The organism is Lentzea sp. CC55 (assembly GCF_021056325.1).
Lineage (GTDB): Bacteria > Actinomycetota > Actinomycetes > Mycobacteriales > Pseudonocardiaceae > Lentzea > Lentzea jiangxiensis.
On the sequence record NZ_JAJCXE010000017.1, the window covers coordinates 13,767 to 30,881 of the forward strand.

At 70.4% G+C, this 17,115-nt stretch carries 21 protein-coding genes; 16 read left to right on the top strand and 5 right to left on the bottom strand.

Annotated features, from left to right (window positions below):
- Window positions 1–9 precede the first annotated feature (9 nt).
- The 4 genes from L6E10_RS10725 (at window position 10) to L6E10_RS10740 (ending at window position 3,157) form a co-directional block, all read left to right on the top strand.
- On the top strand, window positions 10–1,392 hold the full coding sequence (locus tag L6E10_RS10725; protein ID WP_236219278.1) for a pitrilysin family protein: 1,383 nt from the start codon (window positions 10–12) through the stop codon (window positions 1,390–1,392).
- Complete coding sequence (dapB, locus tag L6E10_RS10730) at window positions 1,389–2,126, top strand: 4-hydroxy-tetrahydrodipicolinate reductase (RefSeq protein ID WP_236219280.1); 738 nt, start codon at window positions 1,389–1,391, stop codon at window positions 2,124–2,126. The genes L6E10_RS10725 and dapB overlap by 4 nt, the downstream gene beginning before the upstream one ends.
- Complete coding sequence (locus L6E10_RS10735) at window positions 2,123–2,560, top strand: hypothetical protein (protein ID WP_236219282.1); 438 nt, start codon at window positions 2,123–2,125, stop codon at window positions 2,558–2,560. Before dapB ends, L6E10_RS10735 begins: the two co-directional genes overlap by 4 nt.
- 255 nt (window positions 2,561–2,815) lie before the next feature.
- On the top strand, window positions 2,816–3,157 hold the full coding sequence (locus L6E10_RS10740) for an HIT domain-containing protein (protein WP_236219284.1): 342 nt from the start codon (window positions 2,816–2,818) through the stop codon (window positions 3,155–3,157).
- Window position 3,158: 1 nt separating this feature from the next.
- Here L6E10_RS10740 and L6E10_RS10745 read toward each other — a convergent pair whose 3' ends face one another.
- Window positions 3,159–4,364 (bottom strand): winged helix-turn-helix domain-containing protein, encoded by a 1,206-nt coding sequence (locus L6E10_RS10745; protein ID WP_236219400.1) that lies wholly within the window; start codon window positions 4,362–4,364, stop codon window positions 3,159–3,161.
- A 63-nt stretch (window positions 4,365–4,427) separates the two neighbouring features.
- Between L6E10_RS10745 and L6E10_RS10750 the strand changes: the two genes are divergently transcribed.
- Together L6E10_RS10750 and L6E10_RS10755 are read left to right on the top strand one after the other, a co-directional pair.
- Entirely contained in the window at window positions 4,428–4,970 is a 543-nt protein-coding gene (locus L6E10_RS10750; protein ID WP_236219286.1) for a GNAT family N-acetyltransferase, read from the top strand.
- A 30-nt stretch (window positions 4,971–5,000) separates the two neighbouring features.
- Window positions 5,001–5,498, top strand: coding sequence for a hypothetical protein (locus L6E10_RS10755; RefSeq protein ID WP_236219402.1), 498 nt, complete (start codon window positions 5,001–5,003; stop codon window positions 5,496–5,498).
- A 171-nt stretch (window positions 5,499–5,669) separates the two neighbouring features.
- Here L6E10_RS10755 and L6E10_RS10760 read toward each other — a convergent pair whose 3' ends face one another.
- Both L6E10_RS10760 and L6E10_RS10765 read right to left on the bottom strand, forming a co-directional pair.
- Window positions 5,670–6,545 (bottom strand): SRPBCC family protein, encoded by an 876-nt coding sequence (locus L6E10_RS10760; protein ID WP_236219288.1) that lies wholly within the window; start codon window positions 6,543–6,545, stop codon window positions 5,670–5,672.
- Window positions 6,542–7,084, bottom strand: coding sequence for a helix-turn-helix domain-containing protein (locus L6E10_RS10765; protein WP_236219290.1), 543 nt, complete (start codon window positions 7,082–7,084; stop codon window positions 6,542–6,544). Before L6E10_RS10765 ends, L6E10_RS10760 begins: the two co-directional genes overlap by 4 nt.
- A 127-nt stretch (window positions 7,085–7,211) precedes the next feature.
- Between L6E10_RS10765 and L6E10_RS10770 the strand changes: the two genes are divergently transcribed.
- The 3 genes from L6E10_RS10770 to L6E10_RS10780 are packed head-to-tail and all read left to right on the top strand — an operon-like array spanning window position 7,212 to window position 9,324.
- Window positions 7,212–8,195 carry an aldo/keto reductase gene (locus tag L6E10_RS10770; RefSeq protein ID WP_236219292.1) on the top strand — a complete coding sequence of 328 codons (984 nt, stop codon included), beginning with the start codon at window positions 7,212–7,214 and terminating at the stop codon, window positions 8,193–8,195.
- A gap of 7 nt (window positions 8,196–8,202) precedes the next feature.
- The gene (locus L6E10_RS10775; RefSeq protein WP_236219294.1) at window positions 8,203–8,811 is read left to right on the top strand and encodes a TetR family transcriptional regulator; all 609 of its coding nucleotides are present in this window, start codon (window positions 8,203–8,205) and stop codon (window positions 8,809–8,811) included.
- 18 nt (window positions 8,812–8,829) lie between these two features.
- Entirely contained in the window at window positions 8,830–9,324 is a 495-nt protein-coding gene (locus L6E10_RS10780) for a hypothetical protein (protein ID WP_236219296.1), read from the top strand.
- Between the two features lie 32 nt (window positions 9,325–9,356).
- Here L6E10_RS10780 and L6E10_RS10785 read toward each other — a convergent pair whose 3' ends face one another.
- Both L6E10_RS10785 and L6E10_RS10790 read right to left on the bottom strand, forming a co-directional pair.
- A complete protein-coding gene (locus tag L6E10_RS10785; RefSeq protein ID WP_236219298.1) occupies window positions 9,357–10,253 on the bottom strand; it encodes a DUF4097 family beta strand repeat-containing protein in 897 nt (298 codons plus the stop codon).
- A gap of 5 nt (window positions 10,254–10,258) precedes the next feature.
- On the bottom strand, window positions 10,259–10,771 hold the full coding sequence (locus L6E10_RS10790) for a toxin-antitoxin system HicB family antitoxin (RefSeq protein ID WP_090095564.1): 513 nt from the start codon (window positions 10,769–10,771) through the stop codon (window positions 10,259–10,261).
- A gap of 67 nt (window positions 10,772–10,838) precedes the next feature.
- Between L6E10_RS10790 and thyX the strand changes: the two genes are divergently transcribed.
- The 7 genes from thyX to L6E10_RS10825 all read left to right on the top strand — a co-directional run bounded on the left by thyX (window position 10,839) and on the right by L6E10_RS10825 (window position 17,106).
- A complete protein-coding gene (thyX, locus tag L6E10_RS10795; RefSeq protein ID WP_236219300.1) occupies window positions 10,839–11,543 on the top strand; it encodes an FAD-dependent thymidylate synthase in 705 nt (234 codons plus the stop codon).
- A gap of 5 nt (window positions 11,544–11,548) precedes the next feature.
- Window positions 11,549–11,950, top strand: coding sequence for an ACT domain-containing protein (locus L6E10_RS10800; protein ID WP_236219302.1), 402 nt, complete (start codon window positions 11,549–11,551; stop codon window positions 11,948–11,950).
- A 71-nt stretch (window positions 11,951–12,021) separates the two neighbouring features.
- The gene (locus L6E10_RS10805) at window positions 12,022–13,461 is read left to right on the top strand and encodes a serine/threonine-protein kinase (protein ID WP_236219304.1); all 1,440 of its coding nucleotides are present in this window, start codon (window positions 12,022–12,024) and stop codon (window positions 13,459–13,461) included.
- Between the two features lie 2 nt (window positions 13,462–13,463).
- Window positions 13,464–13,877, top strand: a complete 414-nt coding sequence (locus L6E10_RS10810) for a hypothetical protein (RefSeq protein ID WP_236219306.1) — start codon at window positions 13,464–13,466, stop codon at window positions 13,875–13,877.
- Between the two features lie 25 nt (window positions 13,878–13,902).
- Window positions 13,903–14,514 carry a TIGR03085 family metal-binding protein gene (locus L6E10_RS10815; RefSeq protein WP_236219308.1) on the top strand — a complete coding sequence of 204 codons (612 nt, stop codon included), beginning with the start codon at window positions 13,903–13,905 and terminating at the stop codon, window positions 14,512–14,514.
- A 19-nt stretch (window positions 14,515–14,533) separates the two neighbouring features.
- Window positions 14,534–15,430 carry a 4-hydroxy-tetrahydrodipicolinate synthase gene (dapA, locus tag L6E10_RS10820; protein ID WP_236219310.1) on the top strand — a complete coding sequence of 299 codons (897 nt, stop codon included), beginning with the start codon at window positions 14,534–14,536 and terminating at the stop codon, window positions 15,428–15,430.
- Window positions 15,427–17,106: a ribonuclease J gene (locus L6E10_RS10825; RefSeq protein ID WP_374236318.1), complete on the top strand. Its 1,680-nt coding sequence runs from the start codon at window positions 15,427–15,429 to the stop codon at window positions 17,104–17,106. Before dapA ends, L6E10_RS10825 begins: the two co-directional genes overlap by 4 nt.
- The last annotated feature ends 9 nt before the right edge of the window (window positions 17,107–17,115 follow it).

The following is a 17,115-nucleotide window of genomic DNA, read 5'->3' on the forward strand; positions in this document are numbered from 1 at the left end:
AGCAACAACGTGACGGCCGCGGGTGCATCCACCCGCGGCCGTCCGCGTACTCCCGTGCTGGGCCACCTCCAGAAGCCCGGCAGCACGCGGGTGCTCGAGACGTCCGCGGGCTCCGAGGTGCGGCGCAGCACGCTGCCCTCGGGCCTGCGGGTCATCACCGAGCGCATCCCCGGCGTGCGGTCCGCCTCGGTCGGGCTGTGGGTGCAGGTCGGGTCCCGTGACGAACGGCCCGAGGTAGCGGGTGCCGCGCACTACCTCGAACACCTGCTGTTCAAGGGGACGTCGCGGCGCACGGCGGCGGCCATCGCGGAGGAGATCGACGCGGTCGGCGGCGAGCTGAACGCGTTCACCGCGAAGGAGCACACCTGCTACTACGCGCACGTCCTGGACGAAGACCTGCCGCTCGCGGTGGACCTCGTCGCGGACGTGGTGTTCGAGGCCGTGTGCGGTCCGCGCGACTTCGAGACCGAACGCGGTGTCGTGCTCGAAGAGATCGCGATGCGCGACGACGACCCCGAGGACCTGCTGCACGACGCCTTCATCGAGGCGTTGTTCGGCGGGCACGCGCTGGGCCGTCCCGTCCTCGGCACCGAGAAGTCCATCCAGGACATGCAGCGGGACAACCTCTTCTCGTTCTACAAGAAGAACTACACGTTGCCGCGCATGGTGTTCTCGGTCGCGGGCAACATCGAGCACGCGCACGTGATGCGCCTGGTGCGCAAGGCGATCGGCGACCGGTTGGCGAAGCAGGGCAGCGCGGTGGCGCCCCGGGCGGGCCGCGCGCGCATCGCCGACGCCCGCAAGCTGGTGCTGCACACCGACGACACCGAGCAGGCGCACATGATGCTCGGCATGAAGGGGCTCGACCGCCACGACGAGCGCCGGTTCGCGTTGAACGTGCTGAACGCGGCCGTCGGCGGTGGCATGAGCTCCCGGCTGTTCCAGGAGGTGCGCGAGCGGCGGGGCCTGGCCTACCAGGTGTACTCGTCGGTCGGGCTCTACGCGGACACCGGCACGTTCGCCGTCTACGCGGGCTGCCAGCCGGACCGCCTGGGTGAGACCGCCGGCGTCATCCGCGAGGTGCTCGTGGACGTGGCGCGCGGTGGCCTGTCGGACGCCGAGGTGGCGCGCGGCAAGGGCCAGCTGCGCGGTGCTCTGGTGCTGGGGCTGGAGGACACCAGCTCCCGGATGTCGCGCATCGGCAAGTCCGAGCTGAACTACGGCGACCACCTGAGCGTGGAGGCGACTTTGGCGTGCATCGACGCGGTGTCGGCCGACGAGGTGGCGCTGCTCGCACGTGATCTGCTGCGCCGTCCCGTCGCCGCGGCCGTGGTCGGCCCTTACGATCACGCCGACGATCTGCCGGACCAGGTACACGAGGTGATTGCATGATTCGCGTCGGAGTTCTCGGCGCGCGGGGCCGCATGGGTTCCGAGGTGGTCCGCGCGGTCGAGGCCGCGAAGGACATGGAGGTCGTGGCGGCCATCGACGCCGACGACCCGCTGCGGACCCTGGTGGATTCCGGCGCGCAGGTCGTCGTCGACTTCACGCACCCCGACGTGGTGATGGGCAACCTGGAGTTCTGCATCGGCGCCGGGATCCACTGCGTCGTCGGCACCTCCGGGTTCGACCAGGCCAAGCTGGACGCGGTCGCGGCACTGCTGGCGGACAAGCCGTCCGTCGGCGTGCTGGTGGCGCCGAACTTCGGCATCGGCGCCGTCCTGCTCATGCGCTTCTCGGAGATCGCCGCCCGCTACTACGAGTCGGCCGAGATCATCGAGCTGCACCACCCGCGCAAGGCCGATGCCCCCTCGGGCACGGCCGCGCACACGGCCCGCCTGATCGCGGCGGCGCGTTCCGGCATGGACCCCATGCCCGACGCGACCACGCAGGAGGAGCCGGGTGCGCGCGGCGCCGTCGTCGACGGTGTGCGGGTCCACTCGCTGCGGATCTCCGGCATGATCGCGCACCAGGAGGTCGTGTTCGGCGGCGAGAGCGAGACGCTGACCATCCGCCAGGACTCGTTGCACCGCACCTCCTTCATGCCCGGCGTGGTGCTGGGCGTGCGGGAGGTCGTGTCGCGGCCGGGCCTGGCCGTCGGTCTCGACAAGTACCTCGACCTGTGAAGGTCAGGCTGACGGTAGGGCTGCTGATCGCGGCCCTCGCGGTCTACTTCGTCCTGCTCGCCGGTCGCGCGGTGGCCCTGCTGCGGACCGGCGAGGTCGTCGGCGTCCTGCTCGGCGTCGGCGTGCTGATCCTGCCGCTGCTCGGCGTGTGGCTCGTGTACTCGAACCTGCGCTTCGGGTGGGAGACCGAGAAGATGGCCCGCGAGCTCGACGCGGACGGGCTGCTGCCGGACGTCTCGCACCTGCCGCGCCGGCCGTCCGGGCGGGTCGACCGGGACGCCGCGGACTCGTGGTTCGAGGAGCGGCGGGCCGAGGTCGAGGCCTCGCCGGACGACTGGCGGACCTGGTTCCGCCTCGCCTACGCGTACGACGTCGCGGGGGACCGCGGCCGGGCGCGGCAGACGATGCGGAAGGCGATCGAGCTGCACTCGTGAACGAAGCCCCGGGCCCATCGGTCCGGGGCTTTTCGCTGTGGTGAGCCGTGCTGGTGCGGGCGTCCTCCGCGGGCTTCGAACAGATCGGGGACGGTGGTCGCGGGCTCGTCGACGCCGTGCAGCCGGGGTGCTGCGACCCCAAGCGTGGGAGGCGGTCCAGCCGCACGCCTGGTCTTGCCGGTGCCGCGGAGTACGGTGAAATGCGGGCGTTTCCGATCAAGGGGACCCCTGCGCCAGCTCGACTGCGGGGGCGGGATGGGACCGGACTGGTACTGCGACGAGGTCATCCCGGGTAGAGCCGACGTCGAGGTCCTCGTCCGCACCGCGAACACCCTCGCCTTCCGCCCACCCCTGCCGGGTTTCGGCGTGGACCACGTCATCGTGATCCCCATCGGGCACGTTTCGTCGCTGCTGGAACTCGACGACGACCTCGCCCTCGAACTGCTCGCCACCGTCAAGGCCGTCGCCCGGCAGGCGGTCGACCGGCACGGTGGCTGCCAGGTGCTCACCACGCTGGGCGACGAGCAGCACAACCGCCACCTGCACTGGCACGTCGCGGTCGGTGAGGGCGTCGCCCGGTTCGTGCGGCGCGGCTGAGCTACCCCCGGAGCACCGCGGCGATCAGTTCCGCCGCCAGGTCGCCCTTCCGCACGACCAGCACGTCCTCCAGCCCGAGCCAGCCAGCCATCAGCCGCAGCTCCGCGGCCAGCTCGGCCGCCACCCGAGGCCGGTCCACGCCCTCCTCGGCCCAGGCCGACTGCACCCGCAGCACCCCCGCCGCCCGGTCGGCCTTGACGTCCACGCGGCCGACCAGCTCCCCGTCGAGAAGGAACGGGAACACGTAGTACCCGTGCACGCGCTTGGGCTCCGGCACGTAGATCTCGATGCGGTACCGGAAGCCCCAGATGCGCTCCGTCCTGGCCCGCTCCCAGATCAGCGGGTCGAACGGGCACAGCAGGGCGCGGCCGGTGACCCGGCGGGGCGTGGAGGCGTCGCGGTGCCGGTAGCCCGCGGCACGCCAGCCGTCGACGGCCACCGGTTCGAGGACGCCCTCCTCGACCAGGGACGCCACGGCGGCCTGCGAGCGGCGGGGGTCCAGGCGGTAGTAGTCGCGCAGGTCGGGTTCGGTGGCCACACCCAGCGCGACGGCGGAGCGCCGGACCAGTTCGCGGGCGCCCTCCTCTGGCGTGTACCTCCGCTCCAGGACGTCGGCCGGGATCACGCGCTCGGTCAGGTCGTACAGGCGCTCGAACGAGCGGCGGGTGCCGGTGGTCAGGACGCCGACCCCGAAGAGGACCTCGCAGACGCGCTTGACCTCGGACCAGTCCCACCACGGGCCCTTCGCGCGGCCGGAGTCGCCCATCAGGGCCTTCTCCAGGGCGCCGGCGCCGATCGGGCCGAGTTCCTTCACGGCGGCGAGCACGTCGTCCACCAGTTGCGGCGAGCGTTCGAGGATCGTCCGGTAGTTCTGCCACCAGCCGCGCTTCTTGGCTCCGGAGTGGAACAACGGCCAGTCCGCGACCGGCACCAGGGAGGCCTCGTGCGCCCACGTCTCGACCAGCATGCGCGGCTTGCGGGCCGAGTGCGTCCAGGCGGCCTCGTCGAGCAGCGAAGGCGCGTAGGCGCCCAGGCGGGAGAACAGCGGCATGTAGTGCGCGCGCACGGCCACGTTCACCGAGTCGATCTGCAGCAGCTGTACGCGGGACAGGACTCGCTGCAGGTGCCTGCGTGTGGCCACCGACGGCCTCGGGTCGGTGAAACCTTGCGCGCCCAGCGCGATCCGGCGGGCCACGTCCGCACTCATCCTCTGCACGAGGGCGATGGTGCCACGCACCCCTGACAATTCCGGCGTCGCTAAGGTGCGTCCATGGCCGACGCCGGCGTGCACACCGCCACCGCTGCTGATCTCGCGGAGATCGTCCGCATCCACCGGGAGACCTGGCGGCTCGCCTACGCCGATCTGCTGCCGCCCGAGGTGCTCGACACGCTCGACACCGACGACGCGTGGTCGAGCGCCATCCAGCTCGGCGCGGTGCTGAAGGCGACCGAGGGGGAGTGGACGGTCGGGTTCGTCGTGGCGAGCAAGGCGCCCGAGGACGAGGTGGCGAAGGCCGACGGGTCGTTGCCGGAGGACGCCGCGACGACGGCGCTCCTGAGCGTCCTCGTGGAACCCCGCTGGGGCCGCAGGGGTCACGGCACGCGGCTCGTCGCGGAGGCCGGCAGGCGGCTGGGCGAGACGGGGGCCACCAGGGGCATCGCGTGGGTGCCGGAGGCGGACAAGGCGTCGAGGAACTTCTACGAGCGACTGGGCTGGACGGGGGACGGCACGGTGCGCACTCTGGACGCTGCCGGGCGTCCGCTGCGCGAGGTCCGGGTGTCCGGTCCGCTGAGCGTCCGGCTCGACGACTGACATCTGTGTAACCTCGGCACGGTGCTCGCCTTGGTTGGCCTCACCTTCGGGGTCGCGCTCGGCTCGGCCGTCATTCCCCTGATCAGCATCGAGATGTTCGTCCTGGGGCTTTGCGCGCGCTGGCCGGACACGTCGTTCTGGATCGTCGGCGCCTCGGTCGCCGTCGGCCAGGTGCTGGGCAAGCTGCTGTACTTCTACGCGGCGCGCGGCGACATCCACCTGCCGAAGTTGCTGCACCGCAAGCCCAGCGGCAAGCCGTCGAGGCTGAGGCGCTGGTTCGGACCGGGCACGCGCCCGCACCGGTGGGCCGAGTGGATCCACGCCAAGTGCCGGGCACACCCGAACTGGATGGCCGGCACGCACGGGGTGAGCGCGCTGGTGGGGGTGCCGCCGTTCATGGCGACGAGCGTGCTCGCCGGGCTCTCGGGCATGTCGACGCTGATGTTCGTCGCCACCGGCATGGTCGGCCGCTTCGCGAGGTTCAGCCTCCTCGCGGCCTCCCCGGCCGTCGTGATGGCCTGGTTCTAGTAGCTGAAGAAGATCGACGCCGTCACGGAGAAGGCGATCAACACGGCTGCCACGGTGATTCGCGCTGAGTCGAGCACGGTTCCGAAGTTATCGATTCCGAACCGCTGAAAGCCAGGCTCGGGCAGGTGGGAGCCGGATGATCTGGCTCTCACCTGCCCGGTTTTCGCCCGGTTATTCGAGGACGAGAACGCCGTCGGGCAGTCCGGGGACCTCGTAGGAGTGCCACATCGGGCGCCAGCCGGGTACCTCCAGCATGCGGCGCATGTCCGCGAACCCGGACAGCCAGCCCAGCCACGACCCGTAGGGCGGGTCGGCGGGGTCGAAGCCGCTCTGCACGAACGTCAGCCGCGTCTTGCCCTCGGAGCCCTTCAGCTCCCAGGACGACACCATCCCGTCCGGGAACTCGATCGCGAAGTGCTCCTCGTCGAGGGCGACGACCTTCGCCGGGTTCGGCTCGTCCTCGAAGCTGCCCATCGCCCAGCGGCCGCCGACGTGCGGCTCGATCGAGCACCGCGCCCCGAAGTACCGCGCGAACACCTCCTCGTCGGTCAGCGCGTGCAGGACGGCACCGGGTGGTGCCGCGATGTCGACCTCGATCCGCTGCTCCGGCGTCGAGAAGTCGCACAACGCGAAGACCGGCCGGCCCTCGACGTGCTCGACCAGGTTCGCGAGCGTCAGCGACCAGAACGTCTGGACGACGCCCGCGCCGCCCTCGTCCTCGATGCCCGCGCCCCACTGCGGGTACGGCGACTGCGTCGCGACGATCAGCGTCTGGCCGTCGCGCTCCTCCACGCCGAGTTCGAGCGTGTACTCGGTGCCCTGCAACAGCCACGAGAAGCGCACACCGGTCGGGGTGACCTCCAGCAGCTTCTGCCGGCCGCGCTCGCCCTCCGGCGTGTAACGACCCCAGAACTCGTAGACGCCCTGCTCGAGGTCCACGTCGGCGTGTTCGGCGAGCCACACCCGCATGTCGTCGGCCGTCGTCAGCGCCCGGCGGATCCGGGCGGGGTCGGCGGTGGTGCGTACGCGGACAACTCCGGTGCTCATCGATCGTCTCCCTTGGGGTAGCAGGCGAGCGCGATGCGGAACGCATCCCCTTCCGCGCCGCCGTATCGGGTGAAGAGGTCCTGCAACGTCGTCTGCAGCTCGGCCAGGAACTCCTGACGCTCCTCCGGCCGCACCCGGATCTCCCCGGACACGCCGACGGACGGCAGCTCGCTCGACCTGTCGAGCGCCGCCACGTCGACCTGGATCTGCTCCGCGAGGTCCACGAGGTGCCCCAGGGCCAGTTCGTCGCGGGCTCCGATCCGGCCGACCAGGCGGGGCGACAGCCAGTACGACCGCGCCACGGCCTGGTAGAGCCCCTCCTGGACGCCGCGCACCTTCCGCTCGGCGACCTGGGTGGCCAGACCGGCCTTGACCAGCTGTTTGACGTGGTAGTGCACGCGTTGCGGCGTCTGGTCGAGCACCTCGGCGACCTCGGTGCACGAGCGCGGCGCGGCGAGCTGCCGCAGCACCTCCACGCGCTGCGGCTTGAGCAGGGTCTCGGCCTGCTCCATCCGGTCCAGGTAGATCACGTCTCTCATCGCAAAAAACACTTTGAACGTTCAAAACTCTTTTGTCAATCGTGCGAACAAGTATTGACTGACAGATATTGAAATCTGTCAGTTGTTGCGGCAGGCTGGAGGCATCGAAGCGACGAAGGGGTTCGAAATGCAGAAGCGCCAGCTCGGAGCCACCGGTCCGGTCGTGTCCGCCCTCGGTCTGGGCTGCATGGGCATGTCCCACGCCTACGGCCCGGCCGACCGCGACGAGAGCATCGCGACCGTGCGGGCCGCCCTGGACGCGGGTGTCACGTTGCTCGACACCGGTGACTTCTACGGCCAGGGCCACAACGAGATGCTCATCGCCGAGGCGATCAGGGGCCGTCGCGACGAGGCCCAGCTCAGCGTCAAGTTCGGCGGCCTGCGCGACGCCGACGGCGCGTTCATCGGGTTCGACACCCGTCCGGCCGCCGTGGCCAACTTCCTCGCGTACTCGCTGCAGCGCCTCGGCACCGACCACGTCGACGTCTACCGGCCGGCGCGCCTCGACCCGGCCGTGCCGATCGAGGACACCATCGGCGCCATCGCCGAGCAGGTCGAGAAGGGCCGCGTCCGGCACATCGGCCTGAGCGAGGTCGGGCCCGAGACCATCCGCCGCGCCCACGCCGTGCACCCGATCGCCGATCTGCAGATCGAGTACGGCCTGCTGGAACGCGGTGTCGAGCGGGAGATCCTCCAGGTCACCCGCGAGCTCGGCATCGGCATCACCGCGTACGGCGTGCTGTCGCGCGGCCTGATCTCCGCCACCCCGCTCGCCCTCGGCGCGGATGACTGGCGCGGCCACGCGCCGCGGTTCCAGGGCGACAACCTGACCCGCAACCAGGACCTCGTCGACAAGCTCGGCGAGATCGCGCGGGACAAGGGCGTCACGGTCGCGCAGCTCGCCATCGCGTGGGTGGCGGCGCGCGGTGAGGACGTGGTGCCTCTTGTCGGCACGACGAAGCGTGCGAGGCTGACGGAGGCGATCGGTGCCGTCGACGTGACGTTCACCGAACGGGAATTGCAGGAGATCGAGGCTGTTGTCCCTGCCGGGGCAGCTGCGGGCACGCGCTACGCGGCCGAGCAGATGGCCGTGCTGGACAGCGAGAGGTGAGTGGGAAGTGGCGGAGGCGCTGACCGCGGAGGCGATCCTCGCGGCGACCGAAGAGGTGCTGCGCAGGTACGGCCCCGCCAAGGCGACGGTGGTCGACGTCGCCAAGGCGCTGGGGGTCAGCCACGGCAGCGTCTACCGCCACTTCGCCACCAAGGCCGCGCTGCGCGAGGCGGTGACCAGGCGCTGGCTCGACGCGATCCACGAGGAGATGGAGCCCGCGTTCGACCGGGACGTCCCCGCCTCGCGGATGCTCGAGGAGTGGCTGCAGAAGCTCTTCGACAAGAAGCGGCGCTCGCACACCGAGGACCTGGAGCTGTTCACCACGTTCCGCACGCTCGTCGGCGAGAGCAGCGCCGTCGTCGAGTACCACCTGGGGCACCTCGTGGGGCAGCTCACGCGCATCATCCAGGCCGGAGTGGATACCCACGAGTTCGTGACGGACGACGTCGGCAGGACGGCGCAGGCGGTGTGGGACGCGACGCAGGTGTTCCACCACCCGGCTCACGCCCAGGAGTGGGGGAATCCTCACATTCAGGACGCGTTCGACGCGGTCGTCTCCCTGGTCGTCGCCGGACTGCGGTACAACCGAATCCCAAGTGCCACAGGCGATGCTTGAGGGTCACGGAGGTGAGCGGTGCCGCCTGACGAGTGGATCGACCTGCTGGGAGCGCCCGAGAGGCGCCCGGACCCGGTTGACTGGGACGCGGTCAGGGCGCGGGTCGGCACGGCGCTGCCCCGCGACTACGTGCACCTCGTCGAGGCCTATCCGCCGCTCATCGTCGGTGGCTACGTTCGCATCCTCCACCCAACGGCGCGTGCCGGTTTCATGAACTGGATGTCAACAGCGCCCAAGATGTTGCGCGCGTTGCGCCGCCAGCCGGGTCTGCGGGCACACCCGGAGTCCCCCGGCCTGCTGCCCTGGGGCATGACCGTGAACGGCGACCACTGCCTCTGGGTGACCGGGGGAGAGCCGGACGAGTGGACCGTGATGATCACGGACATGCGGCAGAAGTGGTCCTACGACGGCACTTTCTCGAGTTTCACCAGGAAGTTCCTGACGGCGGAGATCCGCTGCCCGCTCTTCCCGGACGACGTTCCCGGTGGCTCCAAGCCGTTCCAGGAGCCGTAGGGACGCCGTCCGGTTCCCTCCCGACCCCCCTGTCAGCTCGATGCGGCGGTCACCAGCGCGTTGCCGCTGCCCGTGCGGCCCGTGACCGACAGCACGGCGTCGCCCAGCGGTTCCGCCGAGACGTCGAGGTCGCTGCGGGCGGTGCCGGACGTGGACACGAGGTCGACGCGCGCGAGCGCCCCCTGGCGGATGCCGACGCGGATGTGGCCCGACCCGGTGCCGAGGTGGATCTCGCCCGAGGCGGCGTCGGCGACGGTGAGGTCGCCGCTGCCGGTGCGCACCTGGACGTCGCCCTGCACCGCGCCCAGCCAGACGTCGCCGGTGCCGGTGACCAGCGTGGTGGTGCCCCCGACCGACGACACCTCCACGTCACCGCTGCCCGTCTTCGCCTTCAGCGACGAGAGCATCGTGCCGAGGCGCACGGTGCCGGCGCCCGAGTTCACCTTGGTCTCGCCGGTCGCCCGGTCCGCGGACACGTTGCCGGTGCCGGTGTTCAGGTCCAGACGGCCCGCACCCCCGGTCACGGTCACGTCCGCCGCACCGGTCCGTGAAGACACGTGCGAACCGACGGGCGCCGTCACCACCACCGAGAGCGGCACGGCGCGCAACGGCAGAGCCTTCGAGGACTCGATGCGCAAGCGGTTGCCCAGCAGTTCGACGCGGGCGTCGCGCACGGCGTCCTCGGGCCCGGCCGGCGCGGCGGTCTTGTCGGGGCCGAACTGGCCGCTGACCCAGCTCAGCACGCCGGCCAGCCCCTCGGTCCACGTGTTGCCGGCGCCGGGGTCGTGCCGTACCTCGACGTGCACTCCGGGCGCGTCGACCAGCTGCACCTGCACGCGGCCGCTGAGCAGCGAGATGTCGATCTCGGCGGTGCCCGCGGGCTCGAAGCTCTGCCGGCGCACCACGCCGTTCTGGTCCTGTTCGGTCATCCCGCTCACCCCTGCACCCATCCGCGGACCCGCGAGCCCGAGCCCGCGTTCCCGCTCCACCCCTTGTGCTGGTGCTTGTGCTTGCCGTGCACGGCACCCCCGACGGCCTGCTGGATGAACGAGTTCAGCGACACGCCCTGGGCCGCGGCGGCGGCCTCGGCCTTCGACTTGAGCTCGTTGATCATCCGCAGGGTGATGCGGCTGATGTCACCCGTGGCGTCACCGGCGCCGAAGCCCGGTGCCTCCTGGCGCGGGGCGGGCTCCGGTTCCGGCTCGGCCGATCCGGTGACGACCACCTGCACGTCCCGCCCGGCCAGCCGGACGTCCACGACCTGGCCGTCCAGGGAGGCGGTGACCTCCGCTGCCAGGTCGGACAGTGCGTTCATGATTGCCAGTCGCGCGGCTGGCTCGAGCGCTGCGGACAACGCGGCGGCCGTTCGACGGGTGTTCTCGTCCCCCGCAGATGCGGCCGTCGCCAGGTCCTCGCGCAGTGACGCGATGTACGGCGACAGATCCATGACACCACTATGACGTCACTTGCGACATCGTGCAACCAACACGTGGTGTCAGGACTAATGTCGGCCCATGCCGAGAGTGCGCTTGGTGGCGAGGACCGAGTTCATCCCGCCGGACGACGTGCCGTGGACGACCGACGCGGACGGCGGCGCGGCGCTCGTCGAGTTCGCCGGCCGGGCCTGCTACCAGTCGTGGGACCGCTCGAACCCCATGACGAACACCAACGCGACGTTCCTGCACCACCTGCTCGACGTCGGCCACCTCGCCGCGTTCGAGCACGGCAGCGCCTCGCTCTACCTGACCGAGCTGCCGCGGTCGCTCACCCACGAGCTGATCCGGCACCGGCACTTCTCGTACTCGCAGCTGTCCCAGCGCACCGACCCGACCGACGTCGTCGAACCCTCGCTGATCGCCGAGGACCCGGAGCTGCACGCCCGCTTCGTCGCCGCCACCGAGGCGAGCTTGAAGGCGTACGAGGACCTGGTGCAGAGCCTGGAGAAGACCGTCAACGGCCGGCGCGCGCGGCAGATCGCACGGTCCGTGCTGCCCAACGCCACCGGCACCGAGATCGTCGTGACGGGCAACTACCGCTCGTGGCGGCACTTCATCGCGATGCGCGCGACCGAGCACATCAACGTCGAGCTGCGTGAGCTCGCCATCGCCTGCCTGCGCGAACTGGTGAAGGCCGCTCCCAACGCGTTCGCGGACTTCGTCGTCTCGACACTCCCGGACGGCACCGAAGTTGCCTCCAGCCCACTCGTGGTTGAAGGCTGACGTCCATGAAGCGGCTCATCGTGGACGTCCGGCCCGGCGAATACGCGGTCACGCGCCTGGCACCGGACGCACCCGTCCCCACCGGGCTGCTCGACCTCACCGACGTGCTGGTGTCCGTGACCAGGACCCCGGCCGAGCTGTCGATCATCTCGCCCGCGTCGTCCGCGCCGGGCGGCGACGTGGCGGAGAGGGGCTGGCGGCTGCTCACCGTGCGGGGGCCGCTCGAGTTCACGCTCACCGGCATCATGGCCGCCCTCGCGGGTGAACTGGCGGCGGCGGGCGTCTCGCTGTTCGCGCTGTCCACTTACGACACCGACCACCTGCTCGTGAAGCAGGCCGACCTCGGCCGTGCCGTGAAGGCGTTGCGTGCCGCGGGTCACGAACTGGTTGTAGCGCCGGAAGTCTAGGAACCGATCCTCCGGTTGGCGGGTCTCAAGTACCGTCAACGCCCCCGGTTCCGAGGTTGTAGGAGCGCACGTTGCACGGACAGGCAGTCGAACCACGCGTCATCGCGGGCAGGTACGCCCTGGTGGCGGAGCTCGGCCGCGGTGGCATGGGCATCGTGTGGAGGGCCCAGGACCGTCACATCGGGCGCTTCGTCGCCATCAAGGAACTGCACCTGCCGGACGGCATCGCGCACGAAGAACGCCGTGTGCTCGAAGAGCGCGCTCTGCGTGAGGCGCGCACCGCCGGCAAGCTCAACGACCCGTCCATCGTGACGGTCTACGACGCGATCAACGAGAACGGCACGACCTACATCGTCATGGAGCTGGTCGAGGCGGCGACGCTGTCGACGTTGATCAGCGCCCACGGCCCGATGCCGCCGAACCAGGTCGTCTCGATCGCGCTGCAGGCGTTGTCCGCGCTGGAGACCGCGCACGCGGCCGGGATCGTGCACCGGGACGTGAAGCCGGGCAACCTGATGGTCCGCCCGGACGGCAAGGTCAAGCTGACCGACTTCGGCATCGCGCAGGCCGTCGACGACCCGCGCCTCACGACCAGCGGCAGCCTCATCGGCTCGCCCGCCTACATGTCGCCGGAGCGCATCCACGGCCACGAGGCCGGTCCCGCGTCCGACCTGTGGGCGCTGGGCGCGACCCTCTGCTACGCCGTCGAGGGCTGGAGCCCGTTCGAGCGCTCCTCCACGGCCTCGACGCTGCACGCGATCATGAGCGAGACCCCGCGCCTCACCCGCGCGACGGGCGTGCTCGGCGCCGTGATCACCGGTCTGCTGATCGCCGACCCGAACGCCCGCCTGTCCGGCCCGCAGGCCCGCGCGATGCTCTCCAGCATCGGCAACCAGCCGACGCCGCCCACCGGGATCCCGCCCCAGGCGACGCAGCAGTACCAGCAGCCCGCGGCCGACCCCGCGAAGAAGAAGCGCAACCGCGTCCTCGCGCTGGTCGGCGCCGCCGTGATCGCCGTGGCGGCGTTCACCGGCGGCATCTTCACGCACAGGGCGTTCACCGCGCCCGGAGGCAGCAGCGGCAGCCAGGCGCTCACCTACGGCGAGGGCGCCGAGGTCCCGGTGTTCGGCCTGTACGAGAACACGTGCGGTCTCGGCGACGTCGCGCCGACCAAGCTGCTCAACTCCGACACCCGCGAGGAGTGCGACAAGCCGCACGACTTCGAGGTGTTCGACGTGATCGACACCCTGCCGCTGCAGACGAACCTGCCGGACGCGGCGTATCCGGGCGTCGACGCGCTGAAGAGCCTCGGCGTGGCGCGCTGCGAGATGACGCTGAACTCGGAGTGGATCAAGGACGGCTCGAAGCTCAAGGTCACCACCCTGGTTCCCGGCGAGAAGGCGTGGACCAAGGACAAGAGCGGCAGCGCCGACCGCAAGATCTGGTGCGTGGCCGGCAACAAGGACGGCAGCAAGCTCGACGGAAGCATCAGCGCGAAGAAGGACAACTGAACGTGAAGAGAAGGATCGCTCCCGCCCTGCTCGTCCTCGGCTGCGTGGCCGCGTTGACGGCCTGCGGGAACAACGAGGACAAGTTCGTCTCCGAGCTCAAGGCCGCCGGGTTCAGCAACCCCGGCGAGCCCAGCACGGAGAAGGAGAAGAAGTCCAAGAAGATCGGCAAGCGCACCGTCAAGTCCTCGGAGAAGACCATCGAGGTGGTGGTGCGGGTGAAGGGCTGCGACCTGGAGATGGCCAAGATCTCCGGCCAGTCCGGCTACTGGCTCGACGAGCTGCACGTGAACGGGCAGGAACCGGAATGGCCCGGCTACCCGGAGAACCTGAACCGCGACCAGGTCGTCAAGCTGCTCGCGGACAGCTCGGCCAAGCCGGCGGGGTTCCAGGGCTGTTACAAGCCGAACGAGCCCTGATCCAACGCTGTGGTGGAATGGTCGGGTGAGTCTCGCCCGCGATGAACGCAAGGCACTCGTCGACCTGATGACCGAGCTCGGCCCGGACGCGCCCACGCTGTGCGATCCCTGGCGGACCTTGGACCTGGCCGCACACCTCGCGATCCGCGAGAGGCGCCCCGACACCGCACCCGGCATCGTGGTGCCGGTCTTCGCCAAGTGGACCGGGAAGGTCCAGGAGGACTACACGCACAAGGCGTGGAGCGAGCTCCTGGACCTGGTGCGCACACCGCCGTTCTGGATCAAGCCGATCGACGACCTGATGAACACCGCCGAGTACTTCGTGCACCACGAGGACGTGCGGCGCGCTCAGGCCGGCTGGGAGCCACGGCCGTACGACGCGCGGCGCGAGGCGACGCTGTGGAAGGTGCTGCCGCTCACCGCGCGCATGACGTACAAGTCGTCGCCGGTCGGGGTCACCCTGGTGCGCCCCGACGGCGAGCACGTCGTCGCCAAGCAGGGCGCGAACGGCGTGGTGATCACGGGTGAGGTGCCCGAGCTGGTGATGCTCGCGTTCGGGCGCGACCAGGTCCGTGTGGAATACAGCGGTGACCCCGACTCGGTGCAACGTGTGCGGTCGTTGAACCGAAGCGTGTGAACTCGGGTAGTTTCTGCGCATGCCAGGAAGCCCCTACGCAGGGCCGGACCGCCCGTTCGGCCGCGTTCTCACCGCCATGGTCACCCCGTTCGACCCCCGCGGCGAGGTCGATCTCCCCAAGGCGCAGGAACTGGCGAAACACCTGGTGGACTCGGGCAACGACGGCCTGGTCGTGAACGGCACGACCGGGGAGAGCCCGACGACGACCGACCGCGAGAAGGCCGCGCTGCTCACCGCCGTCGTCGAGGCCGTGGGCGACCGCGCCACCGTGGTCGCCGGCGCCGGCACCTACGACACGGCCCACAGCGTCCACCTGGCGCAGCAGGCCTCGAAGGCCGGCGCGCACGGTGTGCTGGTCGTGACGCCGTACTACTCGCGTCCGCCGCAGGAAGGCCTGCTGGCGCACTTCACCGCCGTCGCCGACGCCTCCGAGGTGCCGGTGATGCTCTACGACATCCCGCCGCGCGCGGTCGTGCCGATCGAGGTCGACACCCTCCTGCGCCTGGCGGAACACCCGCGGATCCTGGCCGTGAAGGACGCCAAGGGCGACCTGCACGCGGGCAGCAGGGTGATCGCGAGCACCGACCTCGCCTACTACTCGGGTGACGACCCGCTGAACCTGCCGTGGCTGTCCGTTGGCGCCGTCGGGTTCGTGAGCGTCATCGGCCACCTCGCGGCGGACCGCCTCCGCGACATGGCCGACGCCTACGAGTCGGGTGACGTCGTGCGCGCGAAGGAGATCCACGAGTCGCTGCTGTCGCTGCTGCGGCCCTTCCGCCGGGTACCCGGCGTGACGTACACGAAGGCGGCGCTGCGCCTGCGCGGACTGGACGTGGGCGAACCACGTCTGCCGCTGGTGCCGGCCGCCGCCGAGGACATCGAGGCCATCGCGGCCGAACTGGGAGTCAACGCGTGACCCAATCGACCGAACTGCCGCCCCCACTGCCGGAAGGCGGCCTCCGCGTCGTCGCACTCGGCGGAATTGGCGAGGTCGGCCGCAACATGACCGTCTTCGAGCACGCCGGAAGGCTGCTCGTGGTCGACTGCGGCGTTCTCTTCCCCGAAGACGACCAGCCGGGCGTCGACCTGATCCTGCCCGACTTCCGCGCCATCGAGGACCGGCTCGACGACATCGATGCCATCGTCCTGACGCACGGCCACGAGGACCACATCGGCGCGGTCCCGTTCCTGCTGAAGCTGCGCCCCGACCTGCCGGTCGTGGGCTCCCGCTTCACGCTGGCGCTGCTCGCCGCCAAGTGCCGCGAACACCGCCAGAACCCGCGGCTCGTCGAGGTCCGCGAGAGCGAGCGCCGCTCGTTCGGCCCGTTCGAGCTCGAGTTCTTCGCGGTCAACCACTCGATCCCGGACGCGCTGGCCGTCGCCATCCGCACGCCCGCCGGCCTGGTGCTGCACACCGGTGACATCAAGCTGGACCAGCTGCCGCTCGACGGCCGCCTGACCGACCTCGCGGGCTTCTCCCGCCTGGGCGACGAGGGCGTGGACCTCTTCCTGGTCGACTCGACCAACGCCGAGGTGCCCGGCTTCGTGGTGCCCGAGCGCGAGATCGGCCCGGTGCTCGAGAACGTGATCCGCAAGGCGGACCAGCGGGTCATCGTGGCCTGCTTCGCCTCTCACGTGCACCGCGTGCAGCAGGTGCTCGACGTGGCCGTGCAGTACAAGCGCAAGGTCGCCTTCGTCGGCCGTTCGATGGTCCGCAACATGGGCATCGCGTCGGACCTGGGCTTCCTGAACGTGCCGGACGGCCTGTTCGTCGACCTCGACGAGGCCATGCGGATGCAGGAGGACGAGGTCCTCTTCGTCTCGACCGGATCGCAGGGCGAGCCGCTGTCCGCGCTGTCGCGCATGGCCCGCGGCGAGCACCGCCAGATCTCGATCCGCGAGGGCGACACGGTGATCCTCGCGTCGTCGCTCATCCCGGGCAACGAGAACGCGGTCTTCAACGTCGTCAACGGCCTCGCCAAGCTCGGCGCGACCGTCGTGCACCAGGGCAACGCCAAGGTCCACGTCTCCGGCCACTCCCCGGCCGGCGAGCTGCTGTTCCTCTACAACGCCGTGCGGCCGTCGAACGTGATGCCGGTGCACGGCGAATGGCGTCACCTGCGCGCGAACGCCGCTCTGGCCGTGGCCACCGGTGTCGCCGAGGACCACGTCGTGATCGCCGAGGACGGTGTCGTCGTGGACCTCATCGACGGCAAGGCGGCGGTGTCCGGCCGAGTCGTCGTCGGCCACGTGTACGTCGACGGCCTGTCCGTGGGCGACGTCGGCGAGTCGACGCTGTCCGACCGCCTGGTCCTGGGCGAGGGCGGCTTCATCTCGATCTCGGTCGCCATCGACACGGCTTCCGGCCGCGCCGTGACGTCACCGACGATCTCCGGCCGCGGCTTCTCCGACGACCCCAAGGCGCTGGAGGCCGTCGTGCCGCTCGTGGAGATGGAACTCGCGCGCACGGAGGCCGAGGGCATCACGGACACGCACCGGGTCGCACAGGCCGTGCGGCGCGTTGTCGGGCGTTGGGTCGCGGAGACCTACCGCCGCCGTCCGATGATCGTCCCGACCGTCATTCCGGTCTGACAATTCGAG